The sequence below is a fragment of the Pseudomonas sp. B392_1p genome, assembly GCF_052245235.1.
Taxonomy (GTDB): Bacteria; Pseudomonadota; Gammaproteobacteria; order Pseudomonadales; family Pseudomonadaceae; genus Serpens; species Serpens gallinarum.
In genome coordinates this window covers 37,068-51,845 of record NZ_JBQPXM010000013.1, presented here as the reverse complement: position 1 = coordinate 51,845, position 14,778 = coordinate 37,068, and the positions used below count along the sequence as shown (strand labels likewise).

Sequence of the window (14,778 nt, the reverse complement as noted above, 5' to 3'; positions counted from 1 at the left end):
ATGGCGGAAAAAGCACTGAAAACCAGCCTGTTCAGCTGGGAAGGTACGGATCGGCGTGGGGCCAAGGTCAAGGGTGAGCTGAGTGGCCCGAACCCGGCACTGGTCAAGGCGCAGTTGCGCAAACAGGGCATCAACCCACTGAAGGTGCGCAAGAAATCGGTGTCGCTGTTCAGCGCCGGCAAGAAGATCAAGCCGATGGACATCGCCCTGTTCACCCGGCAGATGGCAACCATGATGAAAGCCGGCGTGCCCTTGTTAAGCGCCTTCGACATTATCGGCGAGGGCTTCGACAACCCGAACATGCGCAAGCTGGTGGATGACGTGAAGCAGGATGTGGCCGCCGGTAACAGCCTGGCCAACTCGCTGCGTAAACGTCCGCAGTATTTCGATGACCTGTATTGCAACCTGGTGGACTCGGGCGAGCAGTCCGGCGCCCTGGAAACACTCCTCGAACGGGTGGCCACCTACAAGGAAAAAACCGAGGCGCTGAAAGCCAAGATCAAGAAAGCGATGAACTACCCCATCGCTGTCGTACTGATCGCGGTCATCGTGTCGGCCATCCTGCTGATCAAAGTAGTGCCGCAATTCCAGGAAGTATTTGCAAACTTCGGCGCCGAATTGCCGGCCTTCACGCTGATGGTGATCGGTCTGTCCGAAGCGCTGCAGGAATGGTGGTTCATCATTCTGATCGGCATGTTCGGCGCGGGCTTCGCCTTCAAGGAAGCCCACAAGCGCTCGCAGAAATTCCGCGATCTGATTGATCGTTCGCTGCTGAAGATGCCGGTTGTCGGCGATATCATCTACAAATCCTCAGTTGCCCGTTACGCCCGCACCCTGGCCACCACCTTCGCCGCCGGCGTGCCGCTGGTGGATGCGCTGGATTCGGTGGCCGGCGCTACCGGCAATGTGGTGTTCAAAAATGCGGTGAACAAGGTCAAACAGGACGTTTCCACCGGTATGCAGCTGAACTTCTCGATGCGCACCACCGGCGTGTTCCCGGCCATGGCTCTGCAGATGACTGCCATCGGCGAAGAATCTGGCTCGCTGGACGGCATGCTCGACAAGGTCGCTACCTTCTACGAAGACGAAGTGGACAATATGGTCGATGGCCTCACCTCGCTGATGGAGCCGATGATCATGTCGGTGCTCGGCGTGCTGGTGGGCGGTCTGATCATTGCCATGTACCTTCCGATCTTCCAGCTGGGTGCTGTGGTGTAAGGCGCAACTAGCTACGTGTGGGGTCGGATTTATTCCGGCTGTCGAGTTGAAGCCAACACAGGGACAAATACATTGCCCCGCAAAGCCGGCCCCACAGATGCATTCCGGACTTTTCCAGAGGGTTGAAGATGTCCCTTGTCGATTACCTGGCCAGCCACACGCTGGCCTTTGTTTTATGCTCCCTCCTGCTCGGCCTGCTGGTCGGCAGCTTCCTCAATGTGCTGGTGTACCGCTTGCCGATGATGCTGCACCGCGACTGGAAGGTGCAGGCACGCGACATACTCGAACTGCCCGCCGAGCCGGCTGTCCCGGCATTTAATCTGCTGACACCGAACTCCTCCTGCCCGCATTGCGGCCACAAGATTCGCCCTTGGGAAAACATCCCGCTGCTCAGCTGGCTGGCGTTACGCGGCAAGTGCTCCGGTTGCCAGCGGGCCATCAGCCCTCGCTATCCGCTGGTGGAACTGGCCTGCGGGCTACTGTCGGCATTTGTCGCCTGGCACTTCGGTTACGGCTGGCCCTGCGCAGCCATGCTGTTGCTCACCTGGGGCCTGCTGGCGATGAGCCTGATCGACTGCGATCACCAGTTGCTGCCCGATGCGCTGGTACTGCCGCTGCTGTGGCTGGGGCTGATCGTCAATAATTTCGGCTTGTTCGCCAGCCTGGAAGACGCTCTGTGGGGCGCGGTGGCCGGCTACCTGAGCCTGTGGTCGGTGTACTGGCTATTCAAGCTGCTGACCGGCAAGGAAGGCATGGGCTACGGCGATTTCAAGCTGTTGGCCATGCTCGGCGCCTGGGGCGGCTGGCAGATTCTACCGCTGACCGTCCTGCTGTCCTCGCTGGTGGGCGCCATTCTGGGCATCATCATGCTGCGTCTGCGCAATGCCGCCACCGGGACGCCAATTCCCTTCGGCCCTTACTTGGCCATTGCCGGCTGGATCGCGCTGATCTGGGGGGAGCAGATCACTCAGCGTTACCTGCAGTTTGCTGGGTTTCATTGATCTAGGCGGATACCGTTTTACATCGACCACGGCCTCGCAAAGTAGATCGCCACCCTGTGGATCGATAAAGCGTGGTTCACCCTACATCTATCTACAGCCCACCCGACCAACCCCCGCCCTTCGATCTGCCGCCGGTTTCTGCGATCATGCCGGCCTGCCTTGAACGGAAGTCCCTATGAAACCCTGGATCCTTGGCCTGACCGGCGGTATTGGCAGCGGCAAGAGTGCCGCGGCGCAGCACTTTGGCGAGCTTGGCATTCACACCGTCGATGCCGATCACGCCGCACGCTGGGTGGTGGAGCCGGGTCGACCTGCGCTGGCGAAAATCGCCGCGCATTTCGGTACGACCATTCTACTGCCCGACGGCCAGCTGGACCGCGCTGCCCTACGCGCACAGGTTTTTGCCAATCCCGAAGAGCGTCGCTGGCTCGAGCAACTGCTGCATCCGTTGATTCGTCAGGAAATCATCGAGCACCTGGGTCGCGCCCAGTCACCTTATGCGATCCTTGTCTCACCTCTGCTGATCGAGTCCGGGCAATACCAGCTGACCCAGCGTGTGCTGGTGGTGGATGTGCCCGAAGAACTCCAAGTGCAGCGCGCCATGGCCCGCGATGGCGGCGACGAAGCGCAGATCCGCGCCATCATCGCCGCCCAGGCCAGCCGCGAAGAGCGCTTGCGCCATGCCGACGACGTGCTGGTCAACGATCGCGACCTGGCTTGGCTGCAAGGCGAAGTTGAGCGCCTGCATCATTTTTATCTGACCCTGCGAGGAGGCCAGCCATGAACAAGCCTATCACCGTGAAATGTCCGACCTGCGGCGCGCCCGTGGAGTGGAATGACAAAACCCCGACCCGCCCGTTTTGCTCGGAGCGTTGCAAATTGATCGACCTGGGCGCCTGGGCGGCGGAAGAACATGCCATACCCGGCGATCCGGTTGTGGATGATCTATTTTCGGAGGATCTTTCGCGCCACTGAGCGGCACTAATCCACGACAACTTGGATCTCAGGGCCGAAGCCCTTTGCGGTGGTCACGCCTTTTCGGCGAGGTCGTCGTTCCCATACAAGAGTCCGTGCGTTGCACAAACCTATGGGGGTTCGACCTCGGGCTGAAGCTCTTCCCGAGCATGGCCAGTGTTCGGACTATGCACGCTTCGCCGCGAGGGCAGCGACCCACAATCACGCCGGCGCAACTCATTGCGGCGGTCCGTCATCCTTCCAGGGCGCCGACAGGTAACGGCCGCGGTTGAAGGTCTCCAGCCAGTCAGGGCAGAACACCACCAGGGCCGTGACCGCCATACCGTTGATAAAGGCTTCGGGGAACATCACCAGCCAGATGTAACCGGCAAAGTCCTCGAGCCAGGGCGGCATGGGATAAAGGCCATCCAACCAAAGCAGGCCCAGCCCCGCCAGGATGCAGCACAAGGCCGTCAGCGCCGCGGGAAAGAATCCCGAAAAGAAGATGTAGACGAACAGGTTGTTCGGCTGCGCTCGTTCGACCAGGTGCGCACAGGCCTCGGTCACCGCGACGGGAATCAACACCAGAAGAATCCCGTTGATGCCCAGCGCAGCCAGGTCGGGACGCCCTATTGCGATCAGCCCGAGCTGTGCCAGCAACCCCGCCAGAATGGCCAGCGGCCAGTCCAGCAAGAGCGTTACCGCGGTCATGCCGATGAAATGCAAGGACAGCCCCGAGGCGAAGTCTCTGCGCACAAGCCAGAGCAGAAACAGCACCAGCACAGTGCCGAACAGCAGATGTTGCCGACGAAAATCGCTGAACAGCTCAATCCAGGGTGCCCGCCAAATCGCCCAGACAATAAACGGCAGGTAGGCCAGCCAGCCGAGCCATAGCGTATCCGATGACAGCAGATGCGCAGAAATCATCGTTCTGCCTCATTCGGCAGCAGTTGCCGTTGATCCATCAAATCGGAGTCGCCCTGAGGAATAAGGTCACGCAATCGCCAGTAGAATTCCCGCATGCCAAGCTACCACCGGTATGGAATCCCCAGTTTATACCCCAGCAACGAAGCTGCAGCCTGACGTGTAGGCCCGATCGGTTAGTCAGCGAAATGAGTAATGGAGAGCGAGGCCAACTGAACTAGGCTTGATGTCATCCATTTACGACAGAGGGTCATCATGACCAGCCGATTGAACCCCGACGACCAGCGCCGCGTCGATGAATACCTCAAGCTGCCCCAGAACCGGGTTGATCGTCAGCCATTCAGGCCATTGCTACTTTTACTTCTCGTGCTGGTCGTGGTGCTGGTGCTTGGATTGCTCAGCAGAATGCTGGCGGGGCTGGTGACGGGATAGTCTGACAGGTTTGCTGTGCGGCGTGCTGTAGGGGCGAATTCATCGCGCGACACATGACTCTCAACCCGCGCGTCTACGACAAACACAAGCGTATCGGCCTCCGCAGTTCGTCGCGTCTTCAGTGTGTCGCCCACCCTGAACGCCAGACGAATGAATTCGCCCCTACAACAGCGGCCGTTTTAGCAACGGTTCAGTCAAATCGAAGGAAATAAAAAACGGGAAGGTCCACAAGGAACCTTCCCGTTTTATATGGTGGGTCGTGTAGGGGTCGAACCTACGACCAATTGGTTAAAAGCCAACTGCTCTACCACTGAGCTAACGACCCAAAACTGGTCGGGGTAGGGGGATTCGAACTCCCGACATCCTGCTCCCAAAGCAGGCGCGCTACCGGGCTGCGCTATACCCCGAGTGGAAGTTGGCTCCGCGACCTGGACTCGAACCAGGGACCCAATGATTAACAGTCATTTGCTCTACCGACTGAGCTATCGCGGAACTTTTACCTTCCAAATCTCAACGTCTGGCCTGACCAGAAACCCCGTTGCGATGGCGCGGTATTCTACGGATATACGACCCCCTGTCAACTACCAATTTTGCTTTTTTTACCCTTACCCTCAAAAAAATTCCTCGGCCACTCAAGGGCTTAGCGAAGCAGCGCCAGCGCAACGGCTAGGTCAAGCCATGAGACACGGACTAAACGGCGAACTGACGCTCCAGGCTGCTGTAGCCCAGACCGACACCTTTGCTGACCTTGAGCTGCACTGGAATCCGCTCCTTGAGCGCCTCCACATGGCTGATCATACCAATCATCTTGCCGCTGGCGTTGAGGCTATCCAGGGCATCGAGCGCGATTTCCAGCGTCTCTCCATCCAGGGTGCCGAAACCCTCGTCGAGGAACAGCGAGTCGATGCTGGTCGAGTGGCTAACCAGGTCCGATAGCGCCAGGGCCAATGCCAAGCTGACCAGGAAGCTCTCGCCACCGGAGAGGGTCTTGCAGTCGCGGGCCACGTCGCCCTGCCAGGTGTCGATGACTTCCAGCTCCAGTTCGCCACTGCTGCGCCGCGCCAGTTGGTAACGGCCATGCAAACGAGCAAGCTGCTGGTTGGCCAAATAGACCAGATGATCAAGGGTTAGCCCCTGGGCGAACTTGCGGTACTTGGCCCCATCTGCCGCGCCAATCAGGCTGTTGAGGTGTTGCCACAAATCATATTCGCCCTGTTGCTTGTCGATTTCGGCGAACAGCGACTGCTGACTCTGCCGACGCTGTTGATCGGCAGACAGCTGGGCACGGATTTCACCCTGGCGCTGACTCAGCGCCTTGAGCTCACCGGCGAGCTGCTGCAGTTGCTCTTCCAGCACTTCGCGCTCCAGCCCGCCAACCGGGTGGGCCTGCAGCTCGACCAGTTGCCGTTCGGCCTCCTGCAGAAAGGCACGGGCGGCGGTCAGCGCCTGGGTCAGCTGTTCTTTTTGCGCCTGCAAGGCCTCACGCTGCGGTGCGTCGAGCAAGGCAGCCTGGAAAGCGGCCTCGTCGTCGAAGGGACTGGCGATTAACGCGTTACCCCAGAGGGTTTGTCGCTCCTTCAACTGCTGTCGTTCATGTTCCAGTTGCCGTTCCAGCGCCTGTTGCATGCCGTGAAGTTGCTCGTGGCGACTGCTGCCACGCGTCAGTTGCGCTTCAGCCTGTTCCAAAGCCTTGAGCGGGCTCATCTCGGCCGTCGGCACCGAGGTTTGCGCTGCATTTGCGGACAGCGCCGAGGCAAACCAACGCTGTTGCCACAGCTCCACCTTCTGCTGCGCCCCCTGAACCGCGTGCTGGATATCCCGCTCCTGCTGGTGCAGTTGCTGGCGCAAATTCTGGGCCTGCTGCCAGTGCTGCCATTCGGCTTCCTGCGCCCGCAGCCAGGCATCGCCATCGGCTGGCAGCCTGTCAGCGAAGCCGTCCATCTCCTTTAATAGCTGCTGATCCAACTCAACCCGATGCTGACTCAAAACAGCATGGCGTTCGGCGATGTCGCTGTCCTGCTGGGCAGTGTGCTGCAACTGCTGCTCGGCTAATTGCAGCGCCTGCTGCAGGTCGGCGCAGGTCGTATGCACGTGCTGCAGGTTGCGGCTGATCTCGTCGTGGTCAGCCTTGAGCTGGTCAAAGCGCTGCAGGCTGGTTTCGACAACCGAGAGTTGCTGCGTGTGTTGTTGCTCGCAAGCGTCCAGAGCAGCACCGTCAGACAACGCGGTGCCGAATCGTACCGTGAGCTGTTGCCAATGCTCGACCTGGCGCTTCAGCTCCTGCTCGCCCTCCTGATGCTGCTGCTCCAGCAAGCGCACGCGCTCACCCAGCGCCGCCAGCTCGGCCGCCAGTGCCTGCCCTCGTTCTTCCACCTGGCTCAGTTCGGCTTTCTTCGCCGTCAGCGCATGCACAGTGGCGGAGACATCCAGCGCCTGATAGGCGGCAATCGCCGGGTGCTCATGGGAGCCGCACAACGGGCAGGCTTCGCCATCCTGCAGCTGAGCCCGCAGGGCTTCCAGCTTGTGAATGCGCTGCTCCTGTTCGAGCAATCTTTCCTGATCGGCAACGCCTTGTTTAAGTTCTCGATAGCGTGCGCGCTGCGCCTCAACCTCTCGCGCCTTGCCTTTTTGCTGGACACGCACCTCGTCCTGCGTTTGCGCAAGGCGCGCCTGCTGCTCCAGTCGTTGCTGCCGGGTGCCCTCCAACTGGCGCAACTGCTCCAACAAGCCGGCCTGGCGTTGCAAGGTTTGCCAATGCTCGCGCAGCTCGGCTTCACTGCGCCCATCCAGCAGCTGGTCGAGTTGCTGGCGTTGCTGTTGCTCAGCGAGCTGTCCGCCATTCAAGTGCTGTTGCTGGGCGGCTAAACGCTTCTGCTGTTCATCCCGGCGTTGACGCAGGTTCTGCGCGTGGGCCTCAAGTCGTTGGCGACGCTCAAGCAGCTCTCGATCTTCCGCCGCGAGCCGTTGACGCTCTCCAAGCCGGGCGCGCCAATGCACGATCAACTCACCCAAACGACTGTGTTCGGACGTGGCGGCCAGTGCGGTGTCCACACGCTGTAATTGGTCTTCGAGCTGTTGGTAATCCAGTTGCCGTTCTTCGAGCAGATGGCGACTCCAATGTCGGCCTTGCCACAAACAGTCGCTTACCTGTTGCAGGACCTGCTGCTGTTCATGCTGCAACTGCTGCAGACGCTGCTCACTGTGCGCAACCGCCTGGCGCGCCAGTTGCCAGCCGCGATGTGGCGCTTGCAGTGCGGCCGCCGGCTCACTGGCAGCCAGGCGTGCCAGATCCGGCTGTGCTGCCTGCAGCGAGGCCTCAGCCTGTTGATGACTCAGCAAAGCTTGCTGCTGTCGGGCCTGGGCCTTGTTGAGATCGTCATGCCATTGCCGTTGGCGCTGCAGCTCTTCTCTCAGTTCATGCAAACGCGTGTCTTCTTGCTGCAGATGCTCGGCCTCGTCCAGCAAGGCGGCGCGTTGTTCTTCGTCCATCAGCTCGACGCCGGCGGCGCGGGCACGCAGCTGGCCCAATGCATTTTTTACCTCGCTGTGCCGTTCGTACACGCGCTGGGAAATCTGCCCGTAAATTTCGGTGCCGGTGAGTTGCTCGAGCAATTCGGCGCGCTCGGAGGCCTTAGCATTAAGAAACGCGGCGAAGCCACCCTGGGCCAACAGCATGGATTTGGTAAAGCGCGCAAAATCCAGTCCGGTGAGTTCCTCCGTGAGGCGCAGTTTTTCTCGCGTCTGCTCGGCGAGAAGCTCACCGTCGATCCTGGCCAGCTCCACCTTGGGCGCCTGCAGCGCCCCATCGGCCTTGTCGCGAGCGCGCCGCTGGCTCCAGAAGGCGCGATAAGCCTGGCCTCGCACTTCAAACTCGACTTCGGCCAGGCAGTCGGCGGTGTGCCGGGTCATTAATTCGTTGCCGCTGGCGGACAGGCTGTCCATGCGCGGCGTGCGGTGATACAGCGCCAGGCAGATGGCATCCAGCAAGGTGGTCTTGCCGGCGCCGGTGGGGCCGGTGATGGCGAACAACCCCGTGTCGCGAAACGGCTCGGCGGTGAAGTCGATCTTCCATTCACCCTTCAGCGAATTGAGGTTTTTGAGGCGCAGCGTGAGGATTTTCATGCCTGACTCTCCTGCAGTTCCCCAAGCACCTGACGATGCAACTCGCGCAACTGATGCTGCAGCGCCTCGTCCAACTCCTCGACGACCAGACGGCGATCGAAGACCTCGGCGGGATTCAGCTCATCCAAGGTTTCCCGCGCCTCGTTCTGCAGGCTGGCCGCAGCGTTGCCGCGCTCGCGGCGGATGCGCAGCACTTCCACCGGCCACTCGGCACAGAGCGCGCTGATGCGCGCTTGCAGGTCGCTCAGGTAATCATCCGTGGTGACTTGGATGTCAAGCCAGACCGGGCGTTCGGCGCTGCCCGAGCGAGCAGCCTCGGTAATGGCCGTTTCCAGCTCGGCCAGCGAACCGCGCAGGCTGGACATCGGCTGGAAGCACGGCACGCTCAGCGGCGTCACGGTTTGCAGCCCCTGTGCGTCCAGGTCGACCAATAGCACCTGCTTGTCCTGCCTCGCCTCATCGAAGCTCAGCGCGATCGGCGAACCGCTGTAGCGGATGTGCTCCAGACCGCCGACCTTTTGCGGGCGATGAATATGGCCGAGGGCGATGTAGGCGGCGGGCGGAAAGGCGTTGGTGGGAAAGGCTTCCAGCGCACCGACGTAGATCTCGCGCACCGATTCGCTGGCGCTTGCGCCGACGGTGGTCAGGTGCCCGGTGGCGATGATCGGCAGGTCGCCGCCCAGCTCATCGCGCTTAGTTTCCGCCAGCGTGAATAGTTGCTGGTAATGGGCGTGAATGGCGTTCTGCAACGACATTTGCTTGTCAGCGGCACTCTGCCCCGCCTCGCTGCGTAGCACGTCGCGCGGACGGATAAAGGGAATCGCGCAGAGGACCGCACCGGGCGTGCCATCACGGCGGTGGAGCACCAACAGTTGCTCCGCGGGTTCGACGCCAACTGCCGGCACCACGTGACAACCCAGGCAGGCCAACAAGCTGCGCGACTCGCCGAGCATGGCCACCGAGTCGTGATTGCCGCCGAGCACCACCAGCTCGGCGCCGGTGCCGCGCAGCTCGACGATAAACTGGTTGTACTGTTCGCGGGCATAGCTGGGCGGCGCTCCGTTGTCGAACACATCGCCGGCAATCAATACCGCGTCCACCGCCTGTTCGCGCACCTGGGCGATCAGCCAGGCGCAGAAGGCCCGGTGCTCGGCCTGACGGGTCTTGCCCATGAAATGCTGGCCAAGGTGCCAGTCGGAGGTGTGCAGGATACGCATCGGGAACATCGCTTTCACAATCCAAGGAAACCGCGCCAGCTTGGGCGACGCAGCGCTGCCTGGCAACTGCGGGGACTTGCTACCATCAGCGCCTGACATTCTGCCCAAAGGGACTCGCATGCGCCGCATTTTCAACGATCTGAAAATCATGTTGCTGGCCAATCTGTGGATCGTGCCGGTACTGGCCGCGCTGGTCGGTGCACTGTTTTATTTCGTCGCCCCGCCGCCGCCAATGTCCGCGCGGCTGGCCACTGGCGGGCCGAATGGCGGTTACCACGCGTTTGGCGTGAAGCTGCAGACCGAGCTGGCCCGGGAAGGCTTCACCCTGGAACTGGTGCCCAGCGCCGGCTCGCTGGACAACCTGGCCAAACTGCAAGCCGGCGAAGTGGAACTGGCGCTGGTGCAAAGCGGGCAGGAACTGAATCTGGACGCCACTGAGCGCGCCCACCTGTTCGGCCTGGGCGTGATGTACCAGGAGCCGGTCTGGCTGTTCGCCCGCCAGGACGTGGCCTTCAAACGCCTCGCCGACCTTCAGTCGCTGCGCGTGGCAATCGGCTCGGCCGACAGCGGTACGCAGTCGCTGACCCTACCGCTGCTGGAGGTCAACGGGATGGAATCGCGTTCCCTACCGGATAAGTGGCGGCAAATCGGCGGCGGGCGCGCCGCCAAGGCGCTGGCCAACGGCGAGCTGGATGCCGCCTTCTTCATCGGTCCCGCGGAAAATGCGCTGGTCCAGCGCCTGGCCGCCAATCCCGACCTGCAACTGCTTGACCTGCGCCGCAGCGCCGCCTATCAGGCACGCCTGCCCTATCTGGCCCGTGTCGACGTTGGCGAAGGCATGCTCAATCTGGCCCGCAATGTGCCAGCCCATGACACGGATACCATCGCCGCGCTGGCGACTCTCGTGGCCAACGAGAACTTCCATAGCTCGCTGACTCCGCTGCTTCTGGCCGCTGCCCGTGAAGTACTCAAGGACGGCAACCTGCTGGATGCCGCAGGGCAGTTCCCGGCCGCCTCCTCGTCCAATCTGGCCAGCCTCGACGAGGCCGACTACTTCTACCGCAACGGCCTGCCAATCCTGCAGCGCTACCTACCGTTCCGCATCGCCTCGCTGGCCGACCGCTACATCATTCTCGCCATTCCGCTGCTGGTGCTGCTGTTCCCGCTGTTCAAGGTGGTCGGCCCGCTGTACCGCTGGCGTATTCGCTCTCGCATCTATCGCTGGTACAAGCACCTACGGGATATCGATCGCCAGCTGTACCTGGGCAAATTGCAGGATCCGGCCGCAGAAATCGCCCGCCTGGTGCAATTGGAAGACGAACTGGCCAAGGTGGAGGTACCGCTCTCCTACTCCGGCGAGCTGTACGACCTGCATGTGCATGTGCGCTACATGATCAAGCGACTGCTGGCGCAGCAGAAGGTGGAGCGCGGCGTTGCAAAAGTTGCGTAGTGCAGTGACTGGTTTGATGGCCCCACGCGGAGCGCGGGACCATCAAACGCACCCGCCTCTGCTCGCCTCGCTGGCGTAAACTAGCGCCCATTCGTTTACTGCCGAGACCACCATGCCGATTCGTCACTGCATCGTTCACCTGATCGAGAAGAAACCCGACGGCACGCCCGCCGTGCTGCATGCCCGCGATTCCGCACTGGGCGAATCCCAGGCCATGGAGAACCTGCTGGCCGATCTCAACGAGAGTTACAACGCCAAGCAGGGCAAGGCCTGGGGCCTGTTTCACGCGGAATCGGGCGCCTATCCGTTCAGCGGCTGGCTGAAGGATTATCTGGACGGCAACCGCGATTTCACCGCCTTCAGCCGCGAAGCCGTGGAGCACCTGCAGAAGTTGATGGAGGAATCCAACCTGTCCACCGGCGGGCATGTGCTGTTCGCGCATTACCAGCAGGGTATGACTGACTACCTGGCCATTGCCCTGTTGCACCACAGCGAAGGTGTGGCGGTGACCGACACGCTGGATGTCGCCCCGGCCAAGCACCTGGACCTTGGCCAACTGCACCTGGCGGCGCGGATCAACATTTCCGAGTGGCAGCACAACCAGAACTCCAAGCAGTACATCTCCTTTATCAAGGGCAAGAACGGTAAGAAGGTATCCGAGTACTTCCGCGACTTCATCGGCTGCCAGGAAGGCGTCGATGCGCCGAGCGAAACGCGCACGCTGCTCAAGGCGTTCAGCGATTTTGTCGAGAGTGAGGACCTGCCCGAAGAGCAGGCCCGGGAAAAAACCAGCGCGCTGGTCGGCTATGCCACCAGCCAAGCCAAGCGCGGCGAGCCGATGACTCTAGAGGATCTCTCCGAGGTGATCGACGAAGAACGGCCGCGCGCCTTTTATGACCATATCCGCAACAAGGATTACGGCCTGTCGCCGGAAATTCCGCCGGACAAGCGCACCCTCAATCAGTTTCGCCGCTTCACCGGCCGCGGCGAGGGGCTGTCCATCAGCTTCGAGGCGCACCTGTTAGGGTCCAAGGTCGAATACGACGAGGCCCGCGACATGCTGATCATTCGCCAGCTACCCACGCAACTGAAGGATCAGCTCAAGCGTAATCAGGGATAAGCCGAGTCTTACCAGAGCACGGTTTTTAGGGGCGAAAGCGGTACGTTCGTCGTAGGGCGGCGTGTCCGCCGTGCAGCCAACCAGCTCTATAGGTTGTGAGCGGCTTGCGTAAGCAGCGCTTCTTTAGCGGGTTTCTTCAGCGCCTTGATGGCCCGCTCGCGCTTGAGCGCCGCACTTTTATCGATGCACGCCTCGACATACACCAGCGCCTGCGCGGGGCTGGAATGGAAAAAGCGCGCGCCCTTACCACGTTGGTGCGCGGCGAAGCGCCGTTGCGGATCGTCGCTGATGCCGCAGTACAGGGCATTGTTGGCGGCGCGCACCAGGTAGACGAACCAGGGTTTGGCTTCGGCGTGGGTCATGAGCAAGCAGGCGTTGGAAAGAAGCGCGGAGTTTAACCCAGGCTTTTAGCCGGACGCTTATGGGGCACACCACAAGCGCCCGCACTGGCTTAATGCAGAATCTGGCTCAGAAACAACTTGGTCCGTTCGTTCTGCGGATGATTGAAAAAGGTTTCCGGGTCGGCCTGTTCGACGATCTCACCCTTGTCCATGAAGATCACCCGGTCGGCCACGGTGCGCGCAAAGCCCATTTCGTGGGAGACGCAAAGCATGGTCATGCCGCTTTGAGCCAGGCGGATCATGGTGTCGAGTACCTCCTTGACCATTTCCGGGTCGAGCGCTGAGGTGGGTTCGTCGAACAGCATGATCTTTGGCTTCATGCACAGCGCCCGGGCGATCGCCACGCGCTGCTGCTGGCCGCCGGACAGCTGACCCGGATACTTGTCGGCCTGCTCGGGAATGCGCACCTTCTCCAGGTAATCCATGGCGATTTCCTCGGCCTGGCGCTTGGACAGCTTGCGCACCCACATCGGCGCCAGCGTGCAGTTCTGCAAGACGGTGAGGTGCGGAAACAGGTTGAAGTGCTGGAAGACCATGCCCACTTCGCTGCGAATCGACTCGATTTGCTTGAGATCGCTGGTCAGCTCGACGCCATCAACAATGATCTGCCCCTTCTGGTGCTCTTCCAACCGGTTGATGCAGCGGATGGTCGTCGACTTGCCCGAACCGGACGGGCCGCAGATGACTATCCGTTCACCAGCTTTCACCTTCAGGTTGATGTCCTTGAGCACATGAAACTGCCCGTACCATTTGTTCACCTCGATCATCTCGATCATCGGGTGTTCGCTCTGTGCGGGTTGTCTGATTGCTTCAGCCATGAGTGTTCGCTCCCCTTAGTGCTTTAGGCCGGTGTCCAGCTTGCGCTCCAAGTGCATGGAGTAGCGGGACATGGCGAAACAGAAGATCCAGTAAACCGCCGCGGCAAATACATAGCCCTCGGTGGACATGCCGAGCCAGGCCGGGTCGGCGGTGGCGCGCTTGATGCTGTTGAGGAAGTCGAACAGGCCAATGATGATCACCAGACTGGTGTCCTTGAACAGCGCAATGAAGGTGTTGACGATGCCGGGAATCACCAATTTGAGCGCCTGGGGCAGAATCACCAGCAGCATGCTGCGCCAGTAACCGAGCCCCATGGCCGCAGCCGCTTCGTATTGGCCGCGAGGAATCGCTTGCAGGCCACCGCGCACCACTTCGGCGATATAGGCCGCCTCGAAGAAAATCACCATGACCATGGCGCGCATCAGTTTGTCGAGGTTCATGCCTTCAGGCAGGAACAGCGGCAGCATCACCGAGGACATGAACAGCACGGTGATCAGCGGCACGCCGCGCCAGAACTCGATAAAAGTCACGCAGATGACTTTGATCGCCGGCATCTCCGAGCGCCGTCCCAACGCCAGCAGGATGCCCAGCGGCAAGGCACCGGCGATACCTACTGCGGCGATGACGATGGTCAGCATCAAGCCGCCCCATTGGGTGGTCGACACCGTCGAAAGCCCTAGAAAACCACCATGCAGCAGCCAATAGGCCAGCAGCGGATAAATCACCAGATACGCCAGGCCATAGCGCACCTTGTGACGGAAGGCCGGAATAAACAGCGGCGCCGCACCGATGACGGCCAGCCACACGCTGAGATCGACGCGCCAGCGCAGTTCGGCCGGATAGAAGCCGTACATGAACTGACTGAAGCGTTCGCCAATAAACACCCAGCAAGCGCCTTCGCGGGAACAGTCGGCGCGGCTGCTGCCCACCCAGTCGGCCTTGATGAATGCCCATTCGATGATGGGCGGCACGATCAGCCAGATCAGGTACAGGCCGATAAACGTCAGGAGTGTATTGACCCAGTTGGAAAACAGGTTGGCGCGTATCCAGCCGAGCAGGCCCACGCTCATAGCCGGCGCCGGCAAGTCAGGCTTGAAAGTATGTGTAATCATGGCTTTTC

Annotated in this window: 13 protein-coding genes and 3 tRNA genes; 7 read left to right on the top strand and 9 right to left on the bottom strand. The window is 61.0% G+C overall.

Annotation, left to right across the window (positions count from 1 at the left end):
• The 4 genes from ACTV8E_RS17120 to yacG all read left to right on the top strand — a co-directional run bounded on the left by ACTV8E_RS17120 (position 1) and on the right by yacG (position 3,194).
• Positions 1 to 1,218: a type II secretion system F family protein gene (locus tag ACTV8E_RS17120; RefSeq protein WP_443200277.1), complete on the top strand. Its 1,218-nt coding sequence runs from the start codon at positions 1 to 3 to the stop codon at positions 1,216 to 1,218.
• A 128-nt stretch (positions 1,219 to 1,346) separates the two neighbouring features.
• The gene (locus tag ACTV8E_RS17115) at positions 1,347 to 2,219 is read left to right on the top strand and encodes a prepilin peptidase (RefSeq protein WP_273535955.1); all 873 of its coding nucleotides are present in this window, start codon (positions 1,347 to 1,349) and stop codon (positions 2,217 to 2,219) included.
• A 175-nt stretch (positions 2,220 to 2,394) separates the two neighbouring features.
• Entirely contained in the window at positions 2,395 to 3,003 is a 609-nt protein-coding gene (gene coaE / locus ACTV8E_RS17110; protein WP_443200276.1) for a dephospho-CoA kinase, read from the top strand.
• Positions 3,000 to 3,194, top strand: coding sequence for a DNA gyrase inhibitor YacG (gene yacG / locus ACTV8E_RS17105; RefSeq protein ID WP_251836557.1), 195 nt, complete (start codon positions 3,000 to 3,002; stop codon positions 3,192 to 3,194). Before coaE ends, yacG begins: the two co-directional genes overlap by 4 nt.
• 216 nt (positions 3,195 to 3,410) lie before the next feature.
• On the opposite strand, the gene ACTV8E_RS17100 is transcribed toward yacG, so the two are convergent.
• Complete coding sequence (locus ACTV8E_RS17100) at positions 3,411 to 4,100, bottom strand: energy-coupling factor ABC transporter permease (RefSeq protein WP_443200275.1); 690 nt, start codon at positions 4,098 to 4,100, stop codon at positions 3,411 to 3,413.
• A gap of 252 nt (positions 4,101 to 4,352) precedes the next feature.
• Here ACTV8E_RS17100 and ACTV8E_RS17095 point away from each other — a divergent pair, with 252 nt between their 5' ends.
• Positions 4,353 to 4,529 (top strand): DUF3094 family protein, encoded by a 177-nt coding sequence (locus tag ACTV8E_RS17095; protein WP_251836555.1) that lies wholly within the window; start codon positions 4,353 to 4,355, stop codon positions 4,527 to 4,529.
• 250 nt (positions 4,530 to 4,779) lie between these two features.
• Here the strand turns inward: ACTV8E_RS17095 and ACTV8E_RS17090 are convergent.
• The 5 genes from ACTV8E_RS17090 to sbcD form a co-directional block, all read right to left on the bottom strand.
• A tRNA-Lys gene (locus ACTV8E_RS17090) sits at positions 4,780 to 4,854 on the bottom strand.
• Between the two features lie 5 nt (positions 4,855 to 4,859).
• A tRNA-Pro gene (locus ACTV8E_RS17085) sits at positions 4,860 to 4,936 on the bottom strand.
• A gap of 9 nt (positions 4,937 to 4,945) precedes the next feature.
• Positions 4,946 to 5,021: transfer RNA gene (locus ACTV8E_RS17080), tRNA-Asn, on the bottom strand.
• A 198-nt stretch (positions 5,022 to 5,219) separates the two neighbouring features.
• Positions 5,220 to 8,651: an AAA family ATPase gene (locus ACTV8E_RS17075; protein ID WP_443200274.1), complete on the bottom strand. Its 3,432-nt coding sequence runs from the start codon at positions 8,649 to 8,651 to the stop codon at positions 5,220 to 5,222.
• Positions 8,648 to 9,868: an exonuclease subunit SbcD gene (sbcD, locus tag ACTV8E_RS17070; RefSeq protein WP_443200335.1), complete on the bottom strand. Its 1,221-nt coding sequence runs from the start codon at positions 9,866 to 9,868 to the stop codon at positions 8,648 to 8,650. Before sbcD ends, ACTV8E_RS17075 begins: the two co-directional genes overlap by 4 nt.
• 118 nt (positions 9,869 to 9,986) lie before the next feature.
• On the opposite strand from sbcD, the gene ACTV8E_RS17065 reads away from it, so the two are divergent.
• Both ACTV8E_RS17065 and yejK read left to right on the top strand, forming a co-directional pair.
• Positions 9,987 to 11,318, top strand: coding sequence for a TAXI family TRAP transporter solute-binding subunit (locus ACTV8E_RS17065; protein ID WP_443200273.1), 1,332 nt, complete (start codon positions 9,987 to 9,989; stop codon positions 11,316 to 11,318).
• A gap of 112 nt (positions 11,319 to 11,430) precedes the next feature.
• The gene (yejK, locus tag ACTV8E_RS17060; RefSeq protein WP_443200272.1) at positions 11,431 to 12,438 is read left to right on the top strand and encodes a nucleoid-associated protein YejK; all 1,008 of its coding nucleotides are present in this window, start codon (positions 11,431 to 11,433) and stop codon (positions 12,436 to 12,438) included.
• Positions 12,439 to 12,524: 86 nt separating this feature from the next.
• Here yejK and ACTV8E_RS17055 read toward each other — a convergent pair whose 3' ends face one another.
• From ACTV8E_RS17055 to ACTV8E_RS17045, 3 genes are all read right to left on the bottom strand, one after another.
• Positions 12,525 to 12,800: a GIY-YIG nuclease family protein gene (locus tag ACTV8E_RS17055; RefSeq protein ID WP_251836550.1), complete on the bottom strand. Its 276-nt coding sequence runs from the start codon at positions 12,798 to 12,800 to the stop codon at positions 12,525 to 12,527.
• An 89-nt stretch (positions 12,801 to 12,889) separates the two neighbouring features.
• On the bottom strand, positions 12,890 to 13,657 hold the full coding sequence (locus ACTV8E_RS17050) for an amino acid ABC transporter ATP-binding protein (RefSeq protein ID WP_273535967.1): 768 nt from the start codon (positions 13,655 to 13,657) through the stop codon (positions 12,890 to 12,892).
• 15 nt (positions 13,658 to 13,672) lie between these two features.
• Positions 13,673 to 14,770, bottom strand: coding sequence for an amino acid ABC transporter permease (locus ACTV8E_RS17045; protein ID WP_251836549.1), 1,098 nt, complete (start codon positions 14,768 to 14,770; stop codon positions 13,673 to 13,675).
• Positions 14,771 to 14,778: the final 8 nt, after the last annotated feature.

What these genes read in the sequence shown, in the direction of transcription:
- ACTV8E_RS17120 (WP_443200277.1), top strand. Translation starts at nt 1, where the DNA reads ATGGCGGAAAAAGCACTGAAAACCAGCCTGTTCAGCTGGGAAGGTACG.
- ACTV8E_RS17065 (WP_443200273.1), top strand. Translation starts at nt 9,987, where the DNA reads ATGCGCCGCATTTTCAACGATCTGAAAATCATGTTGCTGGCCAATCTG.
- ACTV8E_RS17095 (WP_251836555.1), top strand. Translation starts at nt 4,353, where the DNA reads ATGACCAGCCGATTGAACCCCGACGACCAGCGCCGCGTCGATGAATAC.
- yacG (WP_251836557.1), top strand. Translation starts at nt 3,000, where the DNA reads ATGAACAAGCCTATCACCGTGAAATGTCCGACCTGCGGCGCGCCCGTG.
- yejK (WP_443200272.1), top strand. Translation starts at nt 11,431, where the DNA reads ATGCCGATTCGTCACTGCATCGTTCACCTGATCGAGAAGAAACCCGAC.
- ACTV8E_RS17115 (WP_273535955.1), top strand. Translation starts at nt 1,347, where the DNA reads ATGTCCCTTGTCGATTACCTGGCCAGCCACACGCTGGCCTTTGTTTTA.
- sbcD (WP_443200335.1), bottom strand. Translation starts at nt 9,868, where the DNA reads ATGCGTATCCTGCACACCTCCGACTGGCACCTTGGCCAGCATTTCATG.
- ACTV8E_RS17055 (WP_251836550.1), bottom strand. Translation starts at nt 12,800, where the DNA reads ATGACCCACGCCGAAGCCAAACCCTGGTTCGTCTACCTGGTGCGCGCC.
- ACTV8E_RS17050 (WP_273535967.1), bottom strand. Translation starts at nt 13,657, where the DNA reads ATGGCTGAAGCAATCAGACAACCCGCACAGAGCGAACACCCGATGATC.
- ACTV8E_RS17100 (WP_443200275.1), bottom strand. Translation starts at nt 4,100, where the DNA reads ATGATTTCTGCGCATCTGCTGTCATCGGATACGCTATGGCTCGGCTGG.
- ACTV8E_RS17075 (WP_443200274.1), bottom strand. Translation starts at nt 8,651, where the DNA reads ATGAAAATCCTCACGCTGCGCCTCAAAAACCTCAATTCGCTGAAGGGT.
- ACTV8E_RS17045 (WP_251836549.1), bottom strand. Translation starts at nt 14,770, where the DNA reads ATGATTACACATACTTTCAAGCCTGACTTGCCGGCGCCGGCTATGAGC.
- coaE (WP_443200276.1), top strand. Translation starts at nt 2,395, where the DNA reads ATGAAACCCTGGATCCTTGGCCTGACCGGCGGTATTGGCAGCGGCAAG.